This is a genomic window from Rhodococcus sp. UFZ-B548 (assembly GCF_903819475.1).
Lineage (GTDB): Bacteria > Actinomycetota > Actinomycetes > Mycobacteriales > Mycobacteriaceae > Rhodococcus_F > Rhodococcus_F erythropolis.
Window position 1 is genome coordinate 36184 of record NZ_CAIJDS010000021.1, and the last position, 17078, is coordinate 53261.

Consider the following 17078-nt stretch of genomic DNA (forward strand, 5'->3'; position numbering starts at 1 on the left):
ATCCGACTGCCGAAAGGTATTGCATGACTTCGACATCTCGCTCCACTCGCCGCCGCGACATCGTGCTCCTGGCCATCGCCGTCGTGGTGGCGGCCGTGCTCGTGGGAGCTCTCGTACTCGGAACGACCGGTGGCGACGAGCAGTCGGAGGCGGCACCGGACGCCGGGTCGAGCAGCGCGAGCGGACCGCCGGTGATGGGACCGCTCGGCGATCTGGCGCACCGCGAGCCCGATGATCCGATGGCCCTCGGCGACGTCGACGCCCCGGTGGTGATGATCGCCTTCTCGGACTTCCGGTGTCCGTTCTGCGCCCAATTCAGCCGGGACACCGAGCCGCAGCTGATCGACCGATACGTCGACACCGGCACCCTGCGCATCGAATGGCGAGACCTACCCATTTTCGGGCAACAATCGTTCGACGCCGCCCGGGCCGGACGCGCCGCCGCCGCCCAGGGCAAGTTCTGGGAGTTCACCCGCGCCGTCTACGCCGATGCTCCCGAAACCGGTCACGCAGACCTGACACTGGAGTCGCTGCAGAGCTACGCGCAACAGGCCGGGGTACCGGATATGGCTCGGTTCACCGCCGACGCCACCGGCACCGCATTCGACGCCGCGATCACCGCCGACTCCACCGAAGCGCAGTCGCTGGGTATCCCGGCCACTCCGGCGTTCTCGGTCAACGGAGATCCGGTTCTGGGCGCGCAACCGTTCTCGGAATTCGTCGATCTGATCGACGCGGCAGCCGGCGCGTAGGGCGGCACGATGTCGCAGATCGGACTTCTCGGAGCATTTCTCGGCGGGCTGCTGGCACTTCTCAGTCCATGCTCGGCCCTGCTACTTCCTTCCTTCTTCGCGTACGCCTTCGACGGGGCCGGCAAGCTCGCCGGCCGCACCGGGATCTTCTACCTCGGGCTGGCAGCGGTCTTGGTGCCCCTCGGTGCTGGAGTCGGGGCCATCGGCTCGGCGATCACCCGGTATCGCGAGGTCACCACGATGATCGGCGGCGTGGTCATCATCGCCCTCGGAGTGATGATCATCGTCGGTCGCGGCTTCGCGCTGGGGTCCGCTCAGAGAGCAGCCGCGCGCATCGACGTCTCCTCCACCGGATCGGTGTTCGCCCTCGGCGCGGTCTACGGGCTCGCAGGGTTCTGCTCGGGACCCCTGCTCGGCGCGGTCCTGACCGTTGCCGTCGCCGGCGGTCAGGCCGTATACGGCGGAGTGCTCATGGCACTCTACGCAGCGGGGATGGTGATACCCCTGTTCGTGCTGGCGCTGGTCTGGGACCGATTCTCGCTCGGATCACGAACGTGGCTGCGCGGCAAGGAAATCAGCATAGGACCGCTGAAAACGCACACGACGTCTCTGATATCGGGGGTGCTTTTCATCGGTATCGGAGTGCTGTTCCTGCTCACGGAGGGCACAGCGAACCTCGGCGGCGTCATGGGGGTCGACAGTCAGTACTCGCTGCAGGTCTGGATCAGCGACGTGGCCGACGCGGTACCGAACACCGCAGTGCTCCTGATCGCAGTGCTGGTGATCATCGCAGTCCTGACGGTGCGCATCGTCCGTGGTCGAGACCGCGACACCGCAGCCGAGTCCTCCGAGCTCGGTGAACGCGAGGACCGAACTCTCTGAGACGGTGTGCCTACGACACTGGAGCGGGGATGTGACGTCAGGTGTAGAGCTGTGACCATCCATCTCGCTGACGTCGAGCGAGATGGAGCACTGCAGCGGGAACCATTTCGACACCCATCAGCAGATCGTCGTCACCGAGCCCTCTGCCCTCCAGACTGTTGCGGCATGCTTTCACCGTGATGGAGGCAGAGTCGATCAACGCCCGCATCTCCAGGGAGATATCCGAACAGCGCAAGGCCGCATCGAGGCCCGGTCCGAAGCACACGACTTCGATCGTCACCGGCTCTGTCGCAGCATCGAGAAGGTTGTGGATCGCTCGCACCACGGCGGTGGGTGTGGTGTTCACCGCGAACACCACGCGCAGGGGAGTGGGATGATCGGTCACGTGAAGGTTCCGTTCTTCAGATCGCGGTGAGCTGCGGTGCCCCAGGGCTGTGCGTGGAGAAGGACATCGATGGCCCGACCCTCGCCGACCGGGCGGACCAGGTGTCCCAGTTCGCGGACCTGCAGTCCGCTCGCGGCGCGGGCGAGGTCGTCGATGGCGGGCAGGATCGACGGATCGGGTGGGCCCCCGATACCGTGAGTGAAGTTCTCGAGCGCATGGCCGAGATACAGCAACCGTCCGCTCGGTGCGAGCCAACTCGCTGCACCGGCAATGACGGCGACCAACTCGTCGACCGGTAGATGCAGGAAGCCGATGGCCACCAGATCCACCGGTTCGGATGGTTCCCAGGTCCGGGCGTCGGCGACGGTGTAGTCGATCGCCCGATCCTCGCCGCCGCTGCGTGCCAATTCGATTGCCACAGAAGAAAAGTCGACAGCGCGCACTGTCCAGCCCGCGTCGGCCAACCATCGAGCGTGGCGGCCGTCTCCGCAGCCCAGGTCGATCGCCCGGCCCGGCGTCAGCTCCGCGAACCGCGCAGACAGGGCAGCCGCCGGGGCCGAGCCCCACGGATGCTCGACGCTGCTGTAACGCGCATCCCACTCAGATGAATCCATCTACGCACATTCCTCCAAAACACGGGCCGGGTAGTACTCGAATCCGCCAGAGTACCCCCAGGGGTAATTGGTGGTGCGCAATTTCTGAAATGACCGTGACTATGTCGGACCTGAGGGTAGAAAAAGGTCCGCGCACAAAACCATCGCAGTGTACGAGCCCGGAATCGAATGTCCTGAACTTGGACTCTGACAGAGTACGTTTAACCGCATCAGTGCAGTGAACTCTCGAAATCGTGCTGCTCTCTTCTGAAACTGACAACGACCCGATGACGGCACGGTGGTACGGCGCAGGGTCGACGCAGTATGGGTATGCCGCGTTCAAATGACGGCGATGCCGTCCACGACGGTCCACAGGACACCGGCCGAAATGCCGATAACCAGGCTCGCTGTTGCCGCAAGTGCGGCGACGGCGGTCGGCCAGGCGGCTGAACCGTTTGGCTTGGGGAGTGCTGTGGCCCCTCGATCCGGTTGGGAGAACGATGGGGCCAGCCAGCGCAGATAGTAGAAGAGGCTGAGCACGCTGTTGAGCATCACCACCGGAGCCAGCCACGCGTGCCCGCCGTCCCAGGCTGCGGTGGCTGTGGTGAGCTTGCCGACGAACACGGCCAGCGGCGGGGTGCCTACCAGTCCGAGAAGCGCCACGAGCAGAGCCAAGCCCAGAGTGGGGCGGGCACGGACATAGCATTCTCCTAAAGACGGGTGCGGGTATACGGGGAGGCCGCAAAAGCCTCAAATGCTCTCGAAGTGCTGCGAGGTGAGGTGTCAACGACGAAACAGGCAGCGGAAGAAGCTGCTGCGTGTTGCTGGATTTGGCGACTCGGTGGAGCAGGTGCACTGCTGCGATCGCGGAACGTTCGTCATGACGCTGTCGATATGGCGACCGCAACCGGCCCAGGTGGTCTTACCGCATGCCGGGCACGAGTGGGGGTGGTCCTCTCGGTCGGTTCGGTGCACTCTGTGGCATATACCAAGGGGGTATGCTAGTACCCTAGGGGGTATTCGACCCGATCTGAAAGAAGTCGAAGAGAAGACGGGTGCAATAGGCGCCACACGGCCTGTCGTGGTTATCTGACAGGTGTGTTCAGGCAGCGGAGTCGTCAAACGCTCAGCAGTGTTCGTCGAGGCGAGCCACCGAGAGCTGGCGTCTACGGCTCACGGTGCGTTTCCCATGGCCAGCAGTACGTGTGGCGTGGTCAGCAGTGAATGCGGCGTATGACAGATGATGACGTGTGGTCCGGAAAGCACGCCCGCGCGCACGATGCCCCGGTCCGGTCACTCAATGCGTCGGTGTTGCGATGGAGGATCGACACTGCACGGTCCATTCCACTGTTCGATCCCGACGACGGCGGCGACGCGGCTCGCTGTCTGGTGCTGTTGGAGTCTCCGGGGCCGAAAACGATACGTCCGGGCGGGACCAACATGTGTTCGTTCGACAATCCAGATCGAACGAACCCCGTGCTGAAATCGGTGTTCGCCGACGCGGGTATCGACCGGGTGCAGTGCGTCAAGTGGAATATCGTGCCGTGGGCAGTGCTCGACGACGCCGGTTATCCGGTATCGCCGACGGCATCCGTTCTCGGTGAGGCGGGCCCATATGTCGGCGAGCTCATGGCCTTGCTGCCGAAACTGGAGGTGGTTTTCGTTCTCGGTGCGAAGGCTCTCGATGGCTACATGCGCGTCATCACTGCATCTGCTCCCACCCGCCTCCTCCCAGTGATAGCGGCACCGCACCCCTCGGCTCGCAACGCACACGCACCGGCGGCTGCTCGCCAGCGGTTGATCAACGCAGCACTGTCGGTCGCAACGCACCTGGAGAAGGCACCTGAACCCCGCACTGTGCTGAGGTAGGCCGGATCGTGCTGCTGCTGCCTCCGACCGGTCAGTCCTGGTGGGGTCGGCGGTCGCCGGTGTCGGTGTCGATGTCGATCACCTCGTCCGGGCTGTCGGGGTGGTACTGGACAATGTGTGGTTCGGCGGCACCCCGGCGTGCACCGTCTCGATATGAGAACCAACATCCCGCGAACAGCACCACTGTCACGATCGCTGCGACGACGGTCCAGCCCTCGAACCCGCCGGCGAGGGCAGTGAGAAAGGCCCCCGCAGCAGCTGTTCCCGCCATCAGCAACAGCCAGGCCAGATAATTTTCGGTGACTCGCGCCCAGACGCGTCCGCGGCTGCCCCGTCTCGGGGTATCGGAAGTCGGTGTGTCTGCATTCGGTGTGTTCATCGTGATCGTGAGTCCTTTCCGGGGTCAGTGGTCGATTGGAACAACGCTGTTCGTTCGGTATCAGCGTTCCGAGTGGGTACTACCCGGCGGTCGGTTCAGCTGGGTTGAAAAAGTTTTCCTTGCACGCTACCGCGGAGAGTGTGGGCGGCGACTGTGCCCCAGGCTGCGAGCAACGCCGCATACAGTCCGATCGCAATGGCCTCGACCGCGGCCGACCCCAGAGCGCCGCCGAGGGCAGTGGCACCGGTGACGCAGGTGCCGATGGGGAAGGTGAACGACCACCAGGTCAACGAGAACGCCAGTCCCTTCTGGGCGGCATGGATGGTGAGGGCGGTTGCGAGGATGAACATCAAGACGCCGAAGCCGCCCATCGCCAGTCCGTACAGAATGCCGAACACGTGCAGACCGGTTGCGACGGAGGCCGTCTCGCCGGTGAACACCAAGGGTGCATCGTTGCCGAGCAGGTTCGCGGCGGTGATCGATTGACCGATCATGCCGAGGGTGATCCACACCGTCGGTGCTGCCTGGACCGGCGGGATTCCGCCGTGGACGAGCCGTCCGTAGATGAGCGTCATGGTCAGCATTCCGATGATCAGTGACAGCCCGAACATCGCGTAGCAACCGGACAGCATGGCCAGGCGCCACTGCCCATCCGCGATATGAGGGAGCAGCAGCGCACCGGTGGAGGCGGACACCATCGGCGGTACGACGGGCATCAACCACGCCGGGAGTGCGACGGCGGTCTGGTGATCGTGGGCGGTGATCATCAGGTAGGGCACGAGAATGCTGGTGATCAGCCCGAGGGCTGTGCCAGCGGTCCACAGGACGGCAAAAATCACGGTTGCGGGCGCCGCTCCGATGACGTCTTTGCCCAGCAGCATCGTCCCGGCACCGACGGTCAGCAGCGCCATGGGGGGTGCGCCGTAGAACTGCACCATCACCGGATGCGCGGCGTGCTCACGCGCATACTGCCGGTGTCGGATCCAGTGCACTGCGAAGGCGCCGGAGAGTGTGATCAAGGCGACCGACGCTGCGATCCACACGATCGTTGCGAACACGTGCAGTCCGGGGATGTGGGCGGGCAGGGTGGCGGCGGCGTTGGCGACGATACCGGTGCCCATGACCGAGGCGAACCAGTTGGGGGTGATGTGTTCGAAGATCTGGCTCGGGTGGTCGAGGTCGGAGAGCACCGGCCACTTGCGCGGCCGCTCGGTATCGTCGCCGCGCCGAGACGTGATGGAGGAGCGGTGCAGAGCTGTCGTGGTCATGACTTCCAGCGTCGTCGCACACAGTCGTCATCGGTAGACACCGATTACCTGGCCGGTCCCAACCTCAGGTTATGGCTGCGGGGATCTGAGGGCGACGACGAGCAGGTCGCTCGACGGTCCTCGCAGTTCACGGCCCGCGGGCCACACGGCACGCAGGAACCGGCGCAGGTCGAGCCCCTCTGTGTGAACGCGGGCCAGTGTCCCGGCGGCGATCTCGGCGGATACCGCGAGGGAGCTGAGTACGGCCGGTGCGAGGCCGCCGATGACGGCAGCTTTGATGGCAGTGGTGGAGGACACCTCGAGCAGTGGCGCGGCGAGTGGGCCCGCAGTCCGGAGCACACGTTCGAGCGCGAGACGTGTGCCGGACCCGGGTTCGCGGGTGACCAGCGGTGTCGCGGCCAGTTCGCTCGCCGTGATCGTTCGTCGAACCCATTGATGATCGGGGGCGACGACGACGACGAGTTCGTCGCGGGCAACGTCCTTCGATTGGAGTCCGCTGGGCAGATCGGGGCTTTCGACGAATCCGATGTCGGCGCGGCCGTCGAGCACCGATGCGGCTACGTCGACAGAGTTTCCGGAGGTGAGAGCCGGTGTGATGGAAGTGTCGTGGGAGCGCAGTGTGATGAGCCATCGCGGTATCAGGTATTCGGCGATCGTGAGGCTTGCGGCGATACGAATGTGGCTGTGGCGGTCGGTGCGCAGCATTGCGATGCTCGTGGCGAGCTCGGCGGCTTCGGCGATGACGCGCTCGGCCCAGCCGGCGACCAATTCGCCGGTTGCGGTGAGGGTGGCACCTCGCTGCCCGCGATGCAGGAGTGCTACCCCGACGCGGCTTTCGAGTGCTTTCAGGCGTGCGCTCGCCGCTGGCTGCGACATGCCATGCGCAGCCCCTGCGCGCCCGATGCTTCCCAGCTCGGCGACGGACAGCAATAATTCGTAGCTGATCAGGTCGGTCACATGGGTCGGCAGGGGCACGGTGCCAGCGTAGAGACTGCAGTCGTACTGGGCACGGGGCCACAGGCGGGTTTGCCGGGAAAGTCCCCATTCGATGCTCAATGCAGCGCCGGCGATCCAGAGGAAGTGCACGGTGATGACGGGGTTTGCGTAACCGGATACGTCGACGCCCAGAAGCGGCGGGTCGGTGTATGCCACCGGGCCGGAGACCGAGCGCACCATCAGCGCTGCGGCCTCGTCGAATCCGGTGACCACACCCCGACGACGAAGGCGATAGCCCCCCGCGAGGCGAGGGGGCCGGTGATCGAGCGGGCACCTTCGTAGACGAAGTCCGCGAGCATGCTGACCGTCCCGAACGCGACAACGAACCGACACGCCCCCCATCGATGGTCGCGGCGGTTCGGTGGATTTCTTTCTGGAAGCGCGCGGTGGGAACCCGGCGCGGCGGATGGGTCATCGGCGTGTTTGGGCTGCGTCACTATGCTGCCTATCGGTAGCGGGGACGAGGAGGACCGGGCGGTGGGCGTGGCGGGCCAGTGTCGCGGACACAGATTCGCCGACGGCCCTCTCCACCAGTGACATCATCCCGCCGCGGTTGGTACCGATGATGAGCATCAGGGCGTCGTTGGCGTCGGCGATCATGGTCAACAGTCGAGCCGGGTTGCCCCGCCTCGAGTAGAACGCCCAGTTCCCGGGGATGGCGGCCAGCATCGCGCATGCCTCGCGGCGTTCTTGGTCGACGACATCGCCTATACATTGCTCCCAGTCGGCACTGTCCGGGTCGATCGGCAGGTCATCGGTGTCGACGATGTGCGCTACATGCAGGAACGCGTTCAGTCGACCGGCAAGGTCCATCGCGTAGGTCAAGGCAGCGTGGCTTGCTGGGTGCCGGTCGAACCCCACGACCAGCTGGCACACCGGTTCTACCGAGGCGGCGGGGCCGTCCACCTGTAACGGAGCGCGCCAGTCCCCTAGGTCGTCGCAGGAGGCGTGGCTGGGATCGTCTTCGGTCATTGTTTTCTCCTCATACGGAAGCGGCGATGAGACCGGCACCGCCGGCGACGACAGTCACCAGCAGGGTGCCGACCGCGTTCAACACGCCAGCGATGTACTTCTGACGTTGGATCAGCTGCACCGTCTCGAAACTGGCGGTGCTGAAGGTGGTGTACCCGCCGCAGAACCCGATGCCCACGATCAGCTGAAGTTCCTGGGGTAGTCCGTGGAAAAGGATCAGTCCGATGACGAACCCGAGGAGCAGCGATCCGGTCACGTTGATGGTCGCTGTCGCCCAGGGAAAATCCGACGCCCGGTGGTGCCTGATGGCCCCGTCGAGCACAAAACGGACGATCGCCCCGGCGCTGCCCCCGCAGGCGATCCAGAGTGTCGTCATCTAATCGCCTCTGCGGACCGTGACCGCAGTCGAGCGGCGATCGCGATTCCGGCGGTGGTGGCCACCATCGCCACCAGTACGGTACCGGCCGCGTAGCTGCCGGCGGCCCACCACTGATTGCTGCGCAGAAACAGATCGGTATCGACGGCCAGTGTGCTGTAGGTGGTGAAAGAACCGAGCATCCCGGTGCCCACCAACAGCCGGACTCGTTGCCGCCGCCGAATGTCCGGGCCCAGGCGAGCCAATCCCTCCAGCAGTAAACCGAGTAGGAATGCGCCAACAATGTTGATGGCGAAGGTCGTCACCGGCCAGCCACCTGCGGCAGTCGGAAACCACAGTCCGAGCTGGTATCGCAGTGGTGCCCCAATCAATCCACCGGCACCGACTGCGGCGATCGCGGACGGTCGCGCATGCAGCGGGCCTGGGGGCGCACTGTCGGGATCGACCGGTAGGGTCGGATTCGGATCGTGATGGCCATTCATGGACAGACTCCTTCCACTCAGGGAAAGGAGCCATCAGCCCCAGGGTTGGGGCGGTTCAGACAACCCCCTCCGGGGCGGTCTCGGCGGAGATCCATCGCCGGACACCATTATAGCCTGACCAGGGATCGACCCAAGCAGATCCGGTGTACGTTCGAGATTCTCTGTCAGCAGGCCGAGGTGTCTATGTGCCAGCGCTGCAGCTCAACAGCCGAAACCCGGTTGTTGAGCTCGACTACCGGCCACGACGGCACCGGCCGTGCAACGGGTCGGATCGGACACCGGTGTTCGCGTATCAAGCCCGGTATGCCCGATCCGCCGACCACCGCGATCTTCTCAACACGGGTACGTGGCACACGGCGTCACCAAGACGCTGAACATTTCGCCGAACACAGCATTGTCGTCGAACTCAGAGCGGGCACCAGGCTCGGAACCGAGGTTCATTGCCACGCCGCATCGACACGCAGTCGACTAGACCACACTCGAACATGAACTGACGCCACACAATTTAACCCCACTGCAGTAGGTCGAGAGTGAATCGGGATACTTCGAATCGAACGCATAGAACGTCTGGCGCACAAGCACACTCAACATACCGGTGACGAGCTACGTCAAAGTCAAAGACTCCAAGGGAACACACACGACGTGTCGAGGGCAATCATGTTCACTGGTAGATCGAGGACTTTTCGATCACAGAAGCTGTTCTATATGGTGGTTGTACGCGTAGCTCGGCGGGATGAATGCTACTGACCGGCGCTCCCGTGTGGTGGGTAAGTGCAGTCGTCTTCTGAACTAGTGCAGTCGTCTTCTGAAACTGACAGCGATCGAGCGACCACGCCAAACCGTCGACCGAAACTCATCCCGAAACTAAATCGACCGAAACATTCGAGTAGATCGTTTTCGGTCGGTTCGATAGCATCACTCTCAACGCAGAACGACGAACACGACGCCAGTGACCTCCGACAGAGGGTCTGCGGCATTGAAACCGCAGAAACGCGTACAGCCGCAAAACGAGAACCGGGGGACCAGACCATGACGAATCCAGACGAGATTCCGCGCAAACCCACCCGCATCCTGTCCGCGGGCGAGATCGAACGGGAGATAGCAGGCATCCGCGCCGGCCTCGAAATGGGCGGAGTCCCCTTCACTGCCGAAGCCGAAACAGCTGCTCGATCGGTACTTGCCGGAGATCTAACAGGTGACGAGGCGATCGAGGTTGCACATGCCGCGATCCGCCGGCGGCACGGACTGTGACCGATTCCTACCGCTACCCGGGTACACAAGTACTCCGAAACAGGTTCGGCTACAAAGACCCTCAGATCCTCGCCGAGGTCGAAGGCGCGATCGCCGCTGCCCGCATGGCGGAGCTGGCAGCGAACCCGATCGACGGGCACTTCGACTTTGCGCATCTGCAAGCGATCCACCGACACCTACTCGGTGATCTCTACGAATGGGCCGGTGAAATCCGCACCATCGACACCGCGCCAGGCGATCTCGGCATTCTCCACGACCCGCCAGCGGCCATCCCCGGCGAACTCGATCGAGTGTTCGCCGACATCAGCAGCGGGGTCTACGTCAACCATCACAGCCACGAAGCGTTCGTCCAGGATCTCGCCGGGCACTGGGGAGACCTGACCAGCGTCCACCCGTTCGTCGACGGAAACTCCCGCACCCAAAGGGTTTTCTTCGACCAACTCGCCCGCGACGTCGGATGGGCAATCGAATGGCGCGAACTCAGCGTCGACGCCGTCCAGGCCGCCCGTAACTTCGCCTACGTAGACGGCGGAACCATCCTCGCCGACGTCCTACGGCCCGCGATCAAGCCTGTCACCGAAGTACCCGCGGACTCCATCTCCACCGCACCCCGCGAGAACGCCATGACCTTCCCCGAACACTGGCAAGCGATGATCGAACATTACGACACCATGCCCGAACAGACCTACACCTGGGCAAGCCAGATCAAAACCGAAGCACCACAACATGAACCACCGGCGGCCGAGATCCGGCCAACGCCGAAGCCGGCCACTCCGGAGCGAGAACTAGCCGACCTCGACACCACCAAGTTCCACACCCACTGGAGCCCAGAAGTCGACCACCAACTCATGCACAGCCGCACCATCCCACAACACAGCAGCAGACCAGAAGGACCGAGACTGTGAGCATCATCGGATACGCCCGCGTCTCCACCCTCGAACAGAACCCCGAACTGCAGGAGCACGCACTCCGCCAAGCCGGAGCGATCCGCACCTTCACCGACTACGAATCCGGCTCCACAGCGCAGCGCCCCCAGCTCACCGAATGCCTGAACTACCTACGCGACCACGACGGCGACGTCCTCGTCGTCTGGAAACTCGATCGCCTCGGACGATCCGTCCGCCACGTCATCGACACCGTCCACAACCTCGGCGAACGCGGCATCGCATTCCGTTCCCTCACAGAAGGATTCGACACCACCACCGCAGGTGGCGAATTCCTCTTCCACATCATGGCTGCCCTCGCTCAAATGGAACGCCGCATGATCGTCGAACGCACTCATGCCGGTCTCGAAGCCGCCCGCCGGCAAGGCCGACACGGCGGCCGGCCCACCGTCATGACACCCGAACGCACCGAACTCGCCCGCACTATGCGTGAACAGGGCAAAAGCCTCGACACGATAGCTTCGACACTCCGTGTCGGCAGATCATCCGTCAGTCGCGCCCTCGCACCCGAGAGGGCCGGCGAGCAGCAGTAATCCTCACACGAACGAAACACGAGACGAACCGTCAAAACCGACGCGGTATCGCACCTGTTTCCACGACCTTGCGCTCCATTCGAGCCAACCGATCAGCAGGGTTCCGATGAACAGCCGTCCCCTTGTTCGTGGGATCGGCGGCAGAAGCCCTCAAAAACGACAGAATCGGCTCAGAACCACCGTGGGCCAACGCATAATCATCTGCCATGTCCTCCGCGTTCTTCATAGCCGACGCGTTCCACGACAACCACGCATAACCCAACAGCCCAGTCACGGCGAGAAGCGCCACAGCCCACCCGGAATGAGAGAGCAGGAACCACACACCGACCACGGCCGCGGCGATCCACAACCCCTGAGAGACCCGTTTCCGCAGCATAGGACCCCGGTCAGTCCGGTGACCCAACTCATGCAACACAATTGCGTCCACAATCTGAGTGCTGACGACCCCGGCCGTCACCTCTCTCGGATGAAACACCAACTCGTCTGTCTCGAAGTAGTACATCGCAGGAGTAGGCGCACCCGACCCGGCCACATTCGCCGTCCGCAGCGCGCTGAACGAAACTCGCGGCGAACCCTGCTGTCCCGTCACCCGTGCCAGATACGACACACGGTCGATCAACCAGGCGCGCGCATCGTCCGTTGTGGCGAACGAAACCACAAAATCGTCACTCGGCATGGCCTCAGTCATTCACCCAACATAGACGGGCTGCGCGCTACCACCACACCGCCAACACCCCCACCGCGAATACCGCTGCTGCGATAACGGCCGTGCCGCCCACACCCATCGAGGCGCGTAATCCGAACCAGCCCTGCACCTTCGCATGACCCCAGAGAGCCACCGCGACAGCGATCACCAACAACCACAAGGCATGATCCCTAATCACATCCCACAGAGGTTCCAGCGAGAACAACTCCACGCCATCAGGATCAGAGGCCGACATATACGTCTGAGTAAATATGGTCGTCATGCGTGCGACGGTAGGGCAGAAAAGTCAAGAAACAGAACGCTTTTCACGCGACAACGAGGTTGCGCACCCCCTACGGGGGTGCGCACATTCTAACAAGAACCGATCCGCTCGGGCGTGTCGCACACTCCCAACACCAGCACAAATCAGCCAGCAGCTTCCGAACGCTCAACCGCAATCCTTGGTGTGCGTACCAAAAACGGCTTCAACCGCTTACCCGTCAGCATCCTGCACAGGTCCTCAGGCGCTCCAACGAACCCGAACTTCCGAATGTAACTACGCCGCAGAGAATCCGAAGCGGCCAACGCCACCAAAGTCACACTGAACTCATCAGCAAGACCACCCACCAAACCCGCAACCTCGTCCGCAGAGCTGGCAGTCGCCTCCGTCATCGGCCACCGCGAAAAACTCCGAACCTCGAACACCCCGGGCACCTCATCTCTCGGCACCACCCGCAGCGACGCGGAACTGTCCGAGCTTTCCAGGCAGAAACCCGGCGAAAACACCGAGGCCACCGGCCAACTCACCAGCAACACGGCCGCGAAAGACAGCATCGCAACCCCGCCGAGCTGCACCGCCGCCTGCCACGTCAAGCCCAGAGCAACGAGAACCGGAACCCACCCCGCGAGGACCAGTAAAAACAGCAGCGATCGGACACGCTTCTGCCGCTCGAACGGACTCTGCCCAAAACCCCACATCGCAGCCACGAACTCGCGCCAGCACATCACCAGACGCCGGGCCCGGCTGACACTCAGACCAGCAATGAGTGAGGCAAACGCCGCACCATCGGCGTGCCTCGCCGCCGTCACGATTCGATCCATCCGGAACCGGCGATAATCCCCAGGACCACGGCGCAACCGACATAGACGACGAAAACGGCCGTTCCAATCCCATTGAGCAGCGACAAGGGCAGCGGCCCCGACGCTGCCAGCTGCGTCGCACTCGCCGTGGCACTCGCAAACGCAGCATCGGCAAAAGCCCACGCACTCAGGCATGCAACACCGACCACGGCAAACGGCCAAGGCGACCGTTCCGACGCCGCCACAATCGCACCGACCACCGCGACACCGACCGACACCGCTGACGCCATCATCAAAACCGGCCACCAATCACCAGAACCCACCGCTGGCGCTGACGACAAAGCACTGACAGACTCAATCATTTGAACTCCCGGTTGTAGACAGACTAAAGCCCTGCACAAGGAAAATTTGAATTCACTCAAGGCCTGATAAAAGTCATTATGCACAGCTTTGCGGCCGGCCGCGACCCCACTTTGCAGCGGATTGAATCGCCAGTTCAACGCATGAAACTGGTTCAGAAACACACCGAGTCACATACCGCGACGCAATGGCGCGCCCGCGCAATCGTGTCTGGTTTCGATCTCAACGAATCCGGCAAAATTATGTCTAAAAAATAACTGTGATCTGTGTCTGGAAAATAACTGAAGATAGGTTCTGTAACTATCTTTGTCACGCACTGATTACCGCACGCGGAAGGGCAGCGGCGAACACATCAATGCCGCGCAGTAACTCCCGAAGGCCTCACCGCGCGGACGTATCAGCGACACACGAGCACAACCGGGGATGCTTCAGACAAGTTCTATCCGTGATCAAGGCCTGACACCAGGAGTAATGCGCCCGGATGTCGGCGCTATTGGAACTTTTCGGCGTGATCGCTCAGCAACCGAGCCAGAGCCCGAACCGTTTTCGGGTCACTCATATCGCCGCCGCGCGCACAACCGATCCGCGCACCGGACGCCGTCTCCGCAGCCCGCAACTCCACATACGCCGCAACAAGCTCAGGACTCGGATTCGCCATCAGCTCAGCCCGACGCTTCTGCTCAGCCCTGTGAGCCAAACGCAACTTGCTAGACAGCTGCTCTTCGCGCCAGATCCTGAACCTGCGACGCTTCCACGGAGAACGAACCGCAGCACCGCCCGTCCATGCCGCGAACTGCTCCTTATCCCGAGCCCACGCCCGCGGCCGAAAATCCGGACTCCAACTATCCAACAACTGCCTCCCCCATCTCGTGTCGACCAGCGGACAACCCAAAAACTAGCAGGCAGCGGCCACAAACAGCGGTACGTCCGATCACGCGGAATCACGCAGAGCGTTCTCACAAGCAACGAACGCTTTGGCCATATTCAACATCACCACCGCCTCCGCGCGAGTAAACGTTGGCTCCTCCAAACCTCCGTGACCTGCGGTTGGTTCCGTATTTCGACGTGAAAAGATCGCGTGCATGTAGTCCACCACCGGATCCGGCAAATTCGATGCAGCCTTGTACTCAGTCTTGAATTGCCCCATGGACTTATTCGCGACTGCACTTGTGCCGACGGTTTCCTTCGCGAGTGTTTCCAACGCACTCGCTACCGCTACCAGCACACCCGTGTAATCGCCGGCGTCAAGGTTGGAACTCGCCCGAGCAAAAAGCGCTCGAATGTTCTGATGAGCTGACTCCTCAACCGTCTGATCGAGATCGGTGGCCTCAAGGATCTCGACCTCAATCTTTCCCTGCTCTGGCCGACGAATTCGGGCACCGAAGTTGAACGCTTCGAACACCTCATTGATCGACTTCAAGCTCAAATAACGATGAGCCACCATCTCTGCCGAGAACTCAGCAATTTCCGCCGAACTCATTGCTCTAATTGACGCACTAATCTCACCGTCATGCCAGGCCACCACGGCCGGCTCGTACATACCATAACCATCATCCTCAAGAACGTAACCCGGTCTCTGTGTAATATTGCTCGCTGAGTTTATAACGGTGTTGTAGAACATCACTCGATGGATCTCGTCCGACGAGCCCGCCCTCTCATCTGCATTCTTTTTAACTATTCGGGCTATGAAAGATTTCATTTCCGCAGGCGCAATCTCCTCATTGAGGGCGTTAATTGCTTTTGAGTCGAGATAAATACCCAGTTCCATACGGTGATTATGCACCATGAATTCCAACAGGATTGGCTAAGACCACCACCCGGCGTCTGGAGTCGAACTTACCTACCAAAGCACAGAGCTACCGCGACACCAAGCGTGGCCGGCCTCCGTCGCTCCCGCACAATCACCCCGCGAGCCACCCGAGTGGGAGGTGCGAACGCTGCACTCTTGACCGGCGGTGTGTTGGCGCCTGCCCGGCGGCCGACCACCTACCGGTGTCCCCCGAATTGAGCTCCGCTGCGCTCCGCACCAGCGAAAAGCATTGATTTGTTTGTCCTTCTGGCCTTCCGATTCTCGTCGGCGGTGACCTGCGCGCAACCCCTGGCGGCGATGCCGGCCCGAGGGCTCCGAGAAATTTTCTCAAACCTCACTCGCACGCTCGCAGAGAAATTTTCCCGGCCCAGAAGTTGCGTCCCGACCTCATTCCGGCGATCCGATTCTCCATTGCCAGCAGGGCAAAAAAATTGGCGGCCACCGAGCAGGGGGACGCCACCGGATCAGCGGAGACAGAGAAGTTATGGGCGCACCAGCGAAGACCACGGCAGACAAGAGCGCAGCGCGACGCGAGCAGGCCGCCGCACTGCACGAGAGCATCACCGCGAAAGTCGCCCAGCTCACCGACACCGACGCATGGGCCGCCTACCTGACCGCCGCAGCAGCGTTCCACTCCTACAGCTTCAACAACGTCATGTTGATTTTCTCGCAGGCCCCGGACGCCAGCCAGGTCGCCGGATTCCGCAAGTGGCAAGAACTCGGACGCCAGGTCCGCAAGGGCGAAAAGTCGATCAAGATTTTCGGCTACTCGACCAAGAAGATCACCGAAACCGACACCGAGACCGGCGAGGAAACCACCCGCCGAGCAGCACGGTTCCCGATCCTGTCCGTGTTCGACATCGCCCAAACCGACCCGATCGAAGGACACCCCGCCGCAGCCGCCGAAACAATCACCACCCGACTGCAAGGCGAAGACCCCGCCGCGATCTACACCCGCATCGCGCAGGTGATGGCCGAGCAGGGATGGACCGTCACCCGCGAGCACATCGCCGGAGAAACGAACGGCCGAACCAGCCTCGACGGATCACGCCGCATCATCGTCGACGACACGATCAGCGACGCCCAAGCCGCGAAAACGATGATTCACGAAGCCGCCCACGCGCTCATGCACGCCAGCGGAGACATCGACCCCGCCGATCTGCACCGAGGCCGCGCCGAAGTCGAAGCCGAATCCGTCGCCTACGTCCTCGCCGGACTGCTCGGACTCGACACCACCGATTACAGCATCGGCTACATCGCCGGATGGGGAAACGGAGACCTCGAGGTCATCACCGACACCGCCCGCGCAGTCCTGGCGACCGTCCACACCCTCGCCGAGGCACTCGAACCCGACGACGCCGACGCCGAGGACACCGCAGCCGCCTAGCGACGGCAGCACCCCACAAACACAGGTGCGATACCGGGTGGAGGCAGCCCGCCCGGTGTCGCGCTTGGAAGTCT

General features: G+C 62.7%; 22 protein-coding genes and 1 riboswitch. Of the genes, 7 read left to right on the plus strand and 15 right to left on the minus strand.

All coding sequences use genetic code 11. From position 1 onward, the window contains the following. Positions 1 to 23 precede the first annotated feature (23 nt). Complete coding sequence (locus tag H7C86_RS18800) at positions 24 to 752, plus strand: thioredoxin domain-containing protein (RefSeq protein ID WP_006898205.1); 729 nt, start codon at positions 24 to 26, stop codon at positions 750 to 752. Between the two features lie 9 nt (positions 753 to 761). Further along, the gene (locus H7C86_RS18805; RefSeq protein ID WP_068575088.1) at positions 762 to 1634 is read left to right on the plus strand and encodes a cytochrome c biogenesis CcdA family protein; all 873 of its coding nucleotides are present in this window, start codon (positions 762 to 764) and stop codon (positions 1632 to 1634) included. Positions 1635 to 1671: 37 nt separating this feature from the next. On the opposite strand, the gene H7C86_RS18810 is transcribed toward H7C86_RS18805, so the two are convergent. From H7C86_RS18810 to H7C86_RS18820, 3 genes are all read right to left on the minus strand, one after another. Continuing rightward, a complete protein-coding gene (locus tag H7C86_RS18810; RefSeq protein WP_006898207.1) occupies positions 1672 to 2019 on the minus strand; it encodes a DsrE family protein in 348 nt (115 codons plus the stop codon). Beyond that, a complete protein-coding gene (locus H7C86_RS18815; protein ID WP_182262004.1) occupies positions 2016 to 2633 on the minus strand; it encodes a bifunctional 2-polyprenyl-6-hydroxyphenol methylase/3-demethylubiquinol 3-O-methyltransferase UbiG in 618 nt (205 codons plus the stop codon). The genes H7C86_RS18810 and H7C86_RS18815 overlap by 4 nt, the downstream gene beginning before the upstream one ends. A gap of 318 nt (positions 2634 to 2951) precedes the next feature. Next, on the minus strand, positions 2952 to 3293 hold the full coding sequence (locus tag H7C86_RS18820) for a hypothetical protein (protein WP_143545513.1): 342 nt from the start codon (positions 3291 to 3293) through the stop codon (positions 2952 to 2954). A gap of 552 nt (positions 3294 to 3845) precedes the next feature. On the opposite strand from H7C86_RS18820, the gene H7C86_RS18825 reads away from it, so the two are divergent. Next, complete coding sequence (locus tag H7C86_RS18825; RefSeq protein WP_179282770.1) at positions 3846 to 4481, plus strand: uracil-DNA glycosylase; 636 nt, start codon at positions 3846 to 3848, stop codon at positions 4479 to 4481. Between the two features lie 31 nt (positions 4482 to 4512). Here H7C86_RS18825 and H7C86_RS18830 read toward each other — a convergent pair whose 3' ends face one another. The 6 genes from H7C86_RS18830 to H7C86_RS18860 form a co-directional block, all read right to left on the minus strand. Continuing rightward, positions 4513 to 4860 carry a hypothetical protein gene (locus H7C86_RS18830; RefSeq protein ID WP_094731920.1) on the minus strand — a complete coding sequence of 116 codons (348 nt, stop codon included), beginning with the start codon at positions 4858 to 4860 and terminating at the stop codon, positions 4513 to 4515. 95 nt (positions 4861 to 4955) lie between these two features. Next, positions 4956 to 6128, minus strand: coding sequence for a TDT family transporter (locus H7C86_RS18835; protein ID WP_094731921.1), 1173 nt, complete (start codon positions 6126 to 6128; stop codon positions 4956 to 4958). A gap of 69 nt (positions 6129 to 6197) precedes the next feature. Then, complete coding sequence (locus H7C86_RS18840) at positions 6198 to 7337, minus strand: LysR family transcriptional regulator (RefSeq protein WP_397517266.1); 1140 nt, start codon at positions 7335 to 7337, stop codon at positions 6198 to 6200. Between the two features lie 198 nt (positions 7338 to 7535). Continuing rightward, positions 7536 to 8096: a universal stress protein gene (locus tag H7C86_RS18850; protein WP_094650916.1), complete on the minus strand. Its 561-nt coding sequence runs from the start codon at positions 8094 to 8096 to the stop codon at positions 7536 to 7538. A gap of 10 nt (positions 8097 to 8106) precedes the next feature. Next, positions 8107 to 8472 (minus strand): fluoride efflux transporter CrcB, encoded by a 366-nt coding sequence (gene crcB / locus H7C86_RS18855; RefSeq protein ID WP_094650915.1) that lies wholly within the window; start codon positions 8470 to 8472, stop codon positions 8107 to 8109. Next, positions 8469 to 8954: a CrcB family protein gene (locus H7C86_RS18860; RefSeq protein WP_094731922.1), complete on the minus strand. Its 486-nt coding sequence runs from the start codon at positions 8952 to 8954 to the stop codon at positions 8469 to 8471. Before H7C86_RS18860 ends, crcB begins: the two co-directional genes overlap by 4 nt. Before the next feature lie 17 nt (positions 8955 to 8971). Then, a riboswitch (Fluoride riboswitch) is annotated at positions 8972 to 9062 on the minus strand. Between the two features lie 921 nt (positions 9063 to 9983). Between H7C86_RS18860 and H7C86_RS18865 the strand changes: the two genes are divergently transcribed. Genes H7C86_RS18865 through H7C86_RS18875 form a run of 3 tightly spaced genes read left to right on the plus strand, consistent with a single transcriptional unit; the run spans position 9984 to position 11682 of the window. Then, entirely contained in the window at positions 9984 to 10205 is a 222-nt protein-coding gene (locus H7C86_RS18865; protein ID WP_182262005.1) for a hypothetical protein, read from the plus strand. Then, positions 10202 to 11110: a Fic family protein gene (locus H7C86_RS18870; RefSeq protein WP_182262006.1), complete on the plus strand. Its 909-nt coding sequence runs from the start codon at positions 10202 to 10204 to the stop codon at positions 11108 to 11110. The genes H7C86_RS18865 and H7C86_RS18870 overlap by 4 nt, the downstream gene beginning before the upstream one ends. Continuing rightward, entirely contained in the window at positions 11107 to 11682 is a 576-nt protein-coding gene (locus H7C86_RS18875) for a recombinase family protein (RefSeq protein ID WP_182262007.1), read from the plus strand. Before H7C86_RS18870 ends, H7C86_RS18875 begins: the two co-directional genes overlap by 4 nt. Positions 11683 to 11713: 31 nt before the next feature. On the opposite strand, the gene H7C86_RS18880 is transcribed toward H7C86_RS18875, so the two are convergent. The 6 genes from H7C86_RS18880 to H7C86_RS18905 all read right to left on the minus strand — a co-directional run bounded on the left by H7C86_RS18880 (position 11714) and on the right by H7C86_RS18905 (position 15575). Continuing rightward, positions 11714 to 12370 (minus strand): hypothetical protein, encoded by a 657-nt coding sequence (locus H7C86_RS18880; RefSeq protein WP_182262008.1) that lies wholly within the window; start codon positions 12368 to 12370, stop codon positions 11714 to 11716. A 25-nt stretch (positions 12371 to 12395) separates the two neighbouring features. Beyond that, the gene (locus tag H7C86_RS18885) at positions 12396 to 12650 is read right to left on the minus strand and encodes a hypothetical protein (RefSeq protein ID WP_182262009.1); all 255 of its coding nucleotides are present in this window, start codon (positions 12648 to 12650) and stop codon (positions 12396 to 12398) included. A gap of 143 nt (positions 12651 to 12793) precedes the next feature. Then, positions 12794 to 13456 carry a hypothetical protein gene (locus H7C86_RS18890; protein ID WP_182262010.1) on the minus strand — a complete coding sequence of 221 codons (663 nt, stop codon included), beginning with the start codon at positions 13454 to 13456 and terminating at the stop codon, positions 12794 to 12796. Beyond that, a complete protein-coding gene (locus H7C86_RS18895; RefSeq protein WP_182262011.1) occupies positions 13453 to 13971 on the minus strand; it encodes a hypothetical protein in 519 nt (172 codons plus the stop codon). Before H7C86_RS18895 ends, H7C86_RS18890 begins: the two co-directional genes overlap by 4 nt. 326 nt (positions 13972 to 14297) lie before the next feature. After that, positions 14298 to 14504, minus strand: coding sequence for a hypothetical protein (locus H7C86_RS37285; protein ID WP_259349241.1), 207 nt, complete (start codon positions 14502 to 14504; stop codon positions 14298 to 14300). Positions 14505 to 14738: 234 nt separating this feature from the next. Beyond that, on the minus strand, positions 14739 to 15575 hold the full coding sequence (locus tag H7C86_RS18905; RefSeq protein WP_182262013.1) for a hypothetical protein: 837 nt from the start codon (positions 15573 to 15575) through the stop codon (positions 14739 to 14741). 526 nt (positions 15576 to 16101) lie between these two features. On the opposite strand from H7C86_RS18905, the gene H7C86_RS18910 reads away from it, so the two are divergent. Further along, positions 16102 to 17004, plus strand: a complete 903-nt coding sequence (locus tag H7C86_RS18910) for an ArdC-like ssDNA-binding domain-containing protein (protein ID WP_182262014.1) — start codon at positions 16102 to 16104, stop codon at positions 17002 to 17004. Positions 17005 to 17078 lie beyond the last annotated feature (74 nt).

Excerpts from the sequence above, each read along its gene's own strand:
- H7C86_RS18885 (WP_182262009.1), bottom strand. The coding sequence starts at position 12,650 with ATGACGACCATATTTACTCAGACGTATATGTCGGCCTCTGATCCTGAT.
- H7C86_RS18800 (WP_006898205.1), top strand. The coding sequence starts at position 24 with ATGACTTCGACATCTCGCTCCACTCGCCGCCGCGACATCGTGCTCCTG.
- H7C86_RS18815 (WP_182262004.1), bottom strand. The coding sequence starts at position 2,633 with ATGGATTCATCTGAGTGGGATGCGCGTTACAGCAGCGTCGAGCATCCG.
- H7C86_RS18865 (WP_182262005.1), top strand. The coding sequence starts at position 9,984 with ATGACGAATCCAGACGAGATTCCGCGCAAACCCACCCGCATCCTGTCC.
- crcB (WP_094650915.1), bottom strand. The coding sequence starts at position 8,472 with ATGACGACACTCTGGATCGCCTGCGGGGGCAGCGCCGGGGCGATCGTC.
- H7C86_RS18805 (WP_068575088.1), top strand. The coding sequence starts at position 762 with ATGTCGCAGATCGGACTTCTCGGAGCATTTCTCGGCGGGCTGCTGGCA.
- H7C86_RS18850 (WP_094650916.1), bottom strand. The coding sequence starts at position 8,096 with ATGACCGAAGACGATCCCAGCCACGCCTCCTGCGACGACCTAGGGGAC.
- H7C86_RS18880 (WP_182262008.1), bottom strand. The coding sequence starts at position 12,370 with ATGACTGAGGCCATGCCGAGTGACGATTTTGTGGTTTCGTTCGCCACA.
- H7C86_RS18835 (WP_094731921.1), bottom strand. The coding sequence starts at position 6,128 with ATGACCACGACAGCTCTGCACCGCTCCTCCATCACGTCTCGGCGCGGC.
- H7C86_RS18910 (WP_182262014.1), top strand. The coding sequence starts at position 16,102 with ATGGGCGCACCAGCGAAGACCACGGCAGACAAGAGCGCAGCGCGACGC.
- H7C86_RS18905 (WP_182262013.1), bottom strand. The coding sequence starts at position 15,575 with ATGGAACTGGGTATTTATCTCGACTCAAAAGCAATTAACGCCCTCAAT.
- H7C86_RS18860 (WP_094731922.1), bottom strand. The coding sequence starts at position 8,954 with ATGAATGGCCATCACGATCCGAATCCGACCCTACCGGTCGATCCCGAC.
- H7C86_RS18825 (WP_179282770.1), top strand. The coding sequence starts at position 3,846 with ATGACAGATGATGACGTGTGGTCCGGAAAGCACGCCCGCGCGCACGAT.
- H7C86_RS18830 (WP_094731920.1), bottom strand. The coding sequence starts at position 4,860 with ATGAACACACCGAATGCAGACACACCGACTTCCGATACCCCGAGACGG.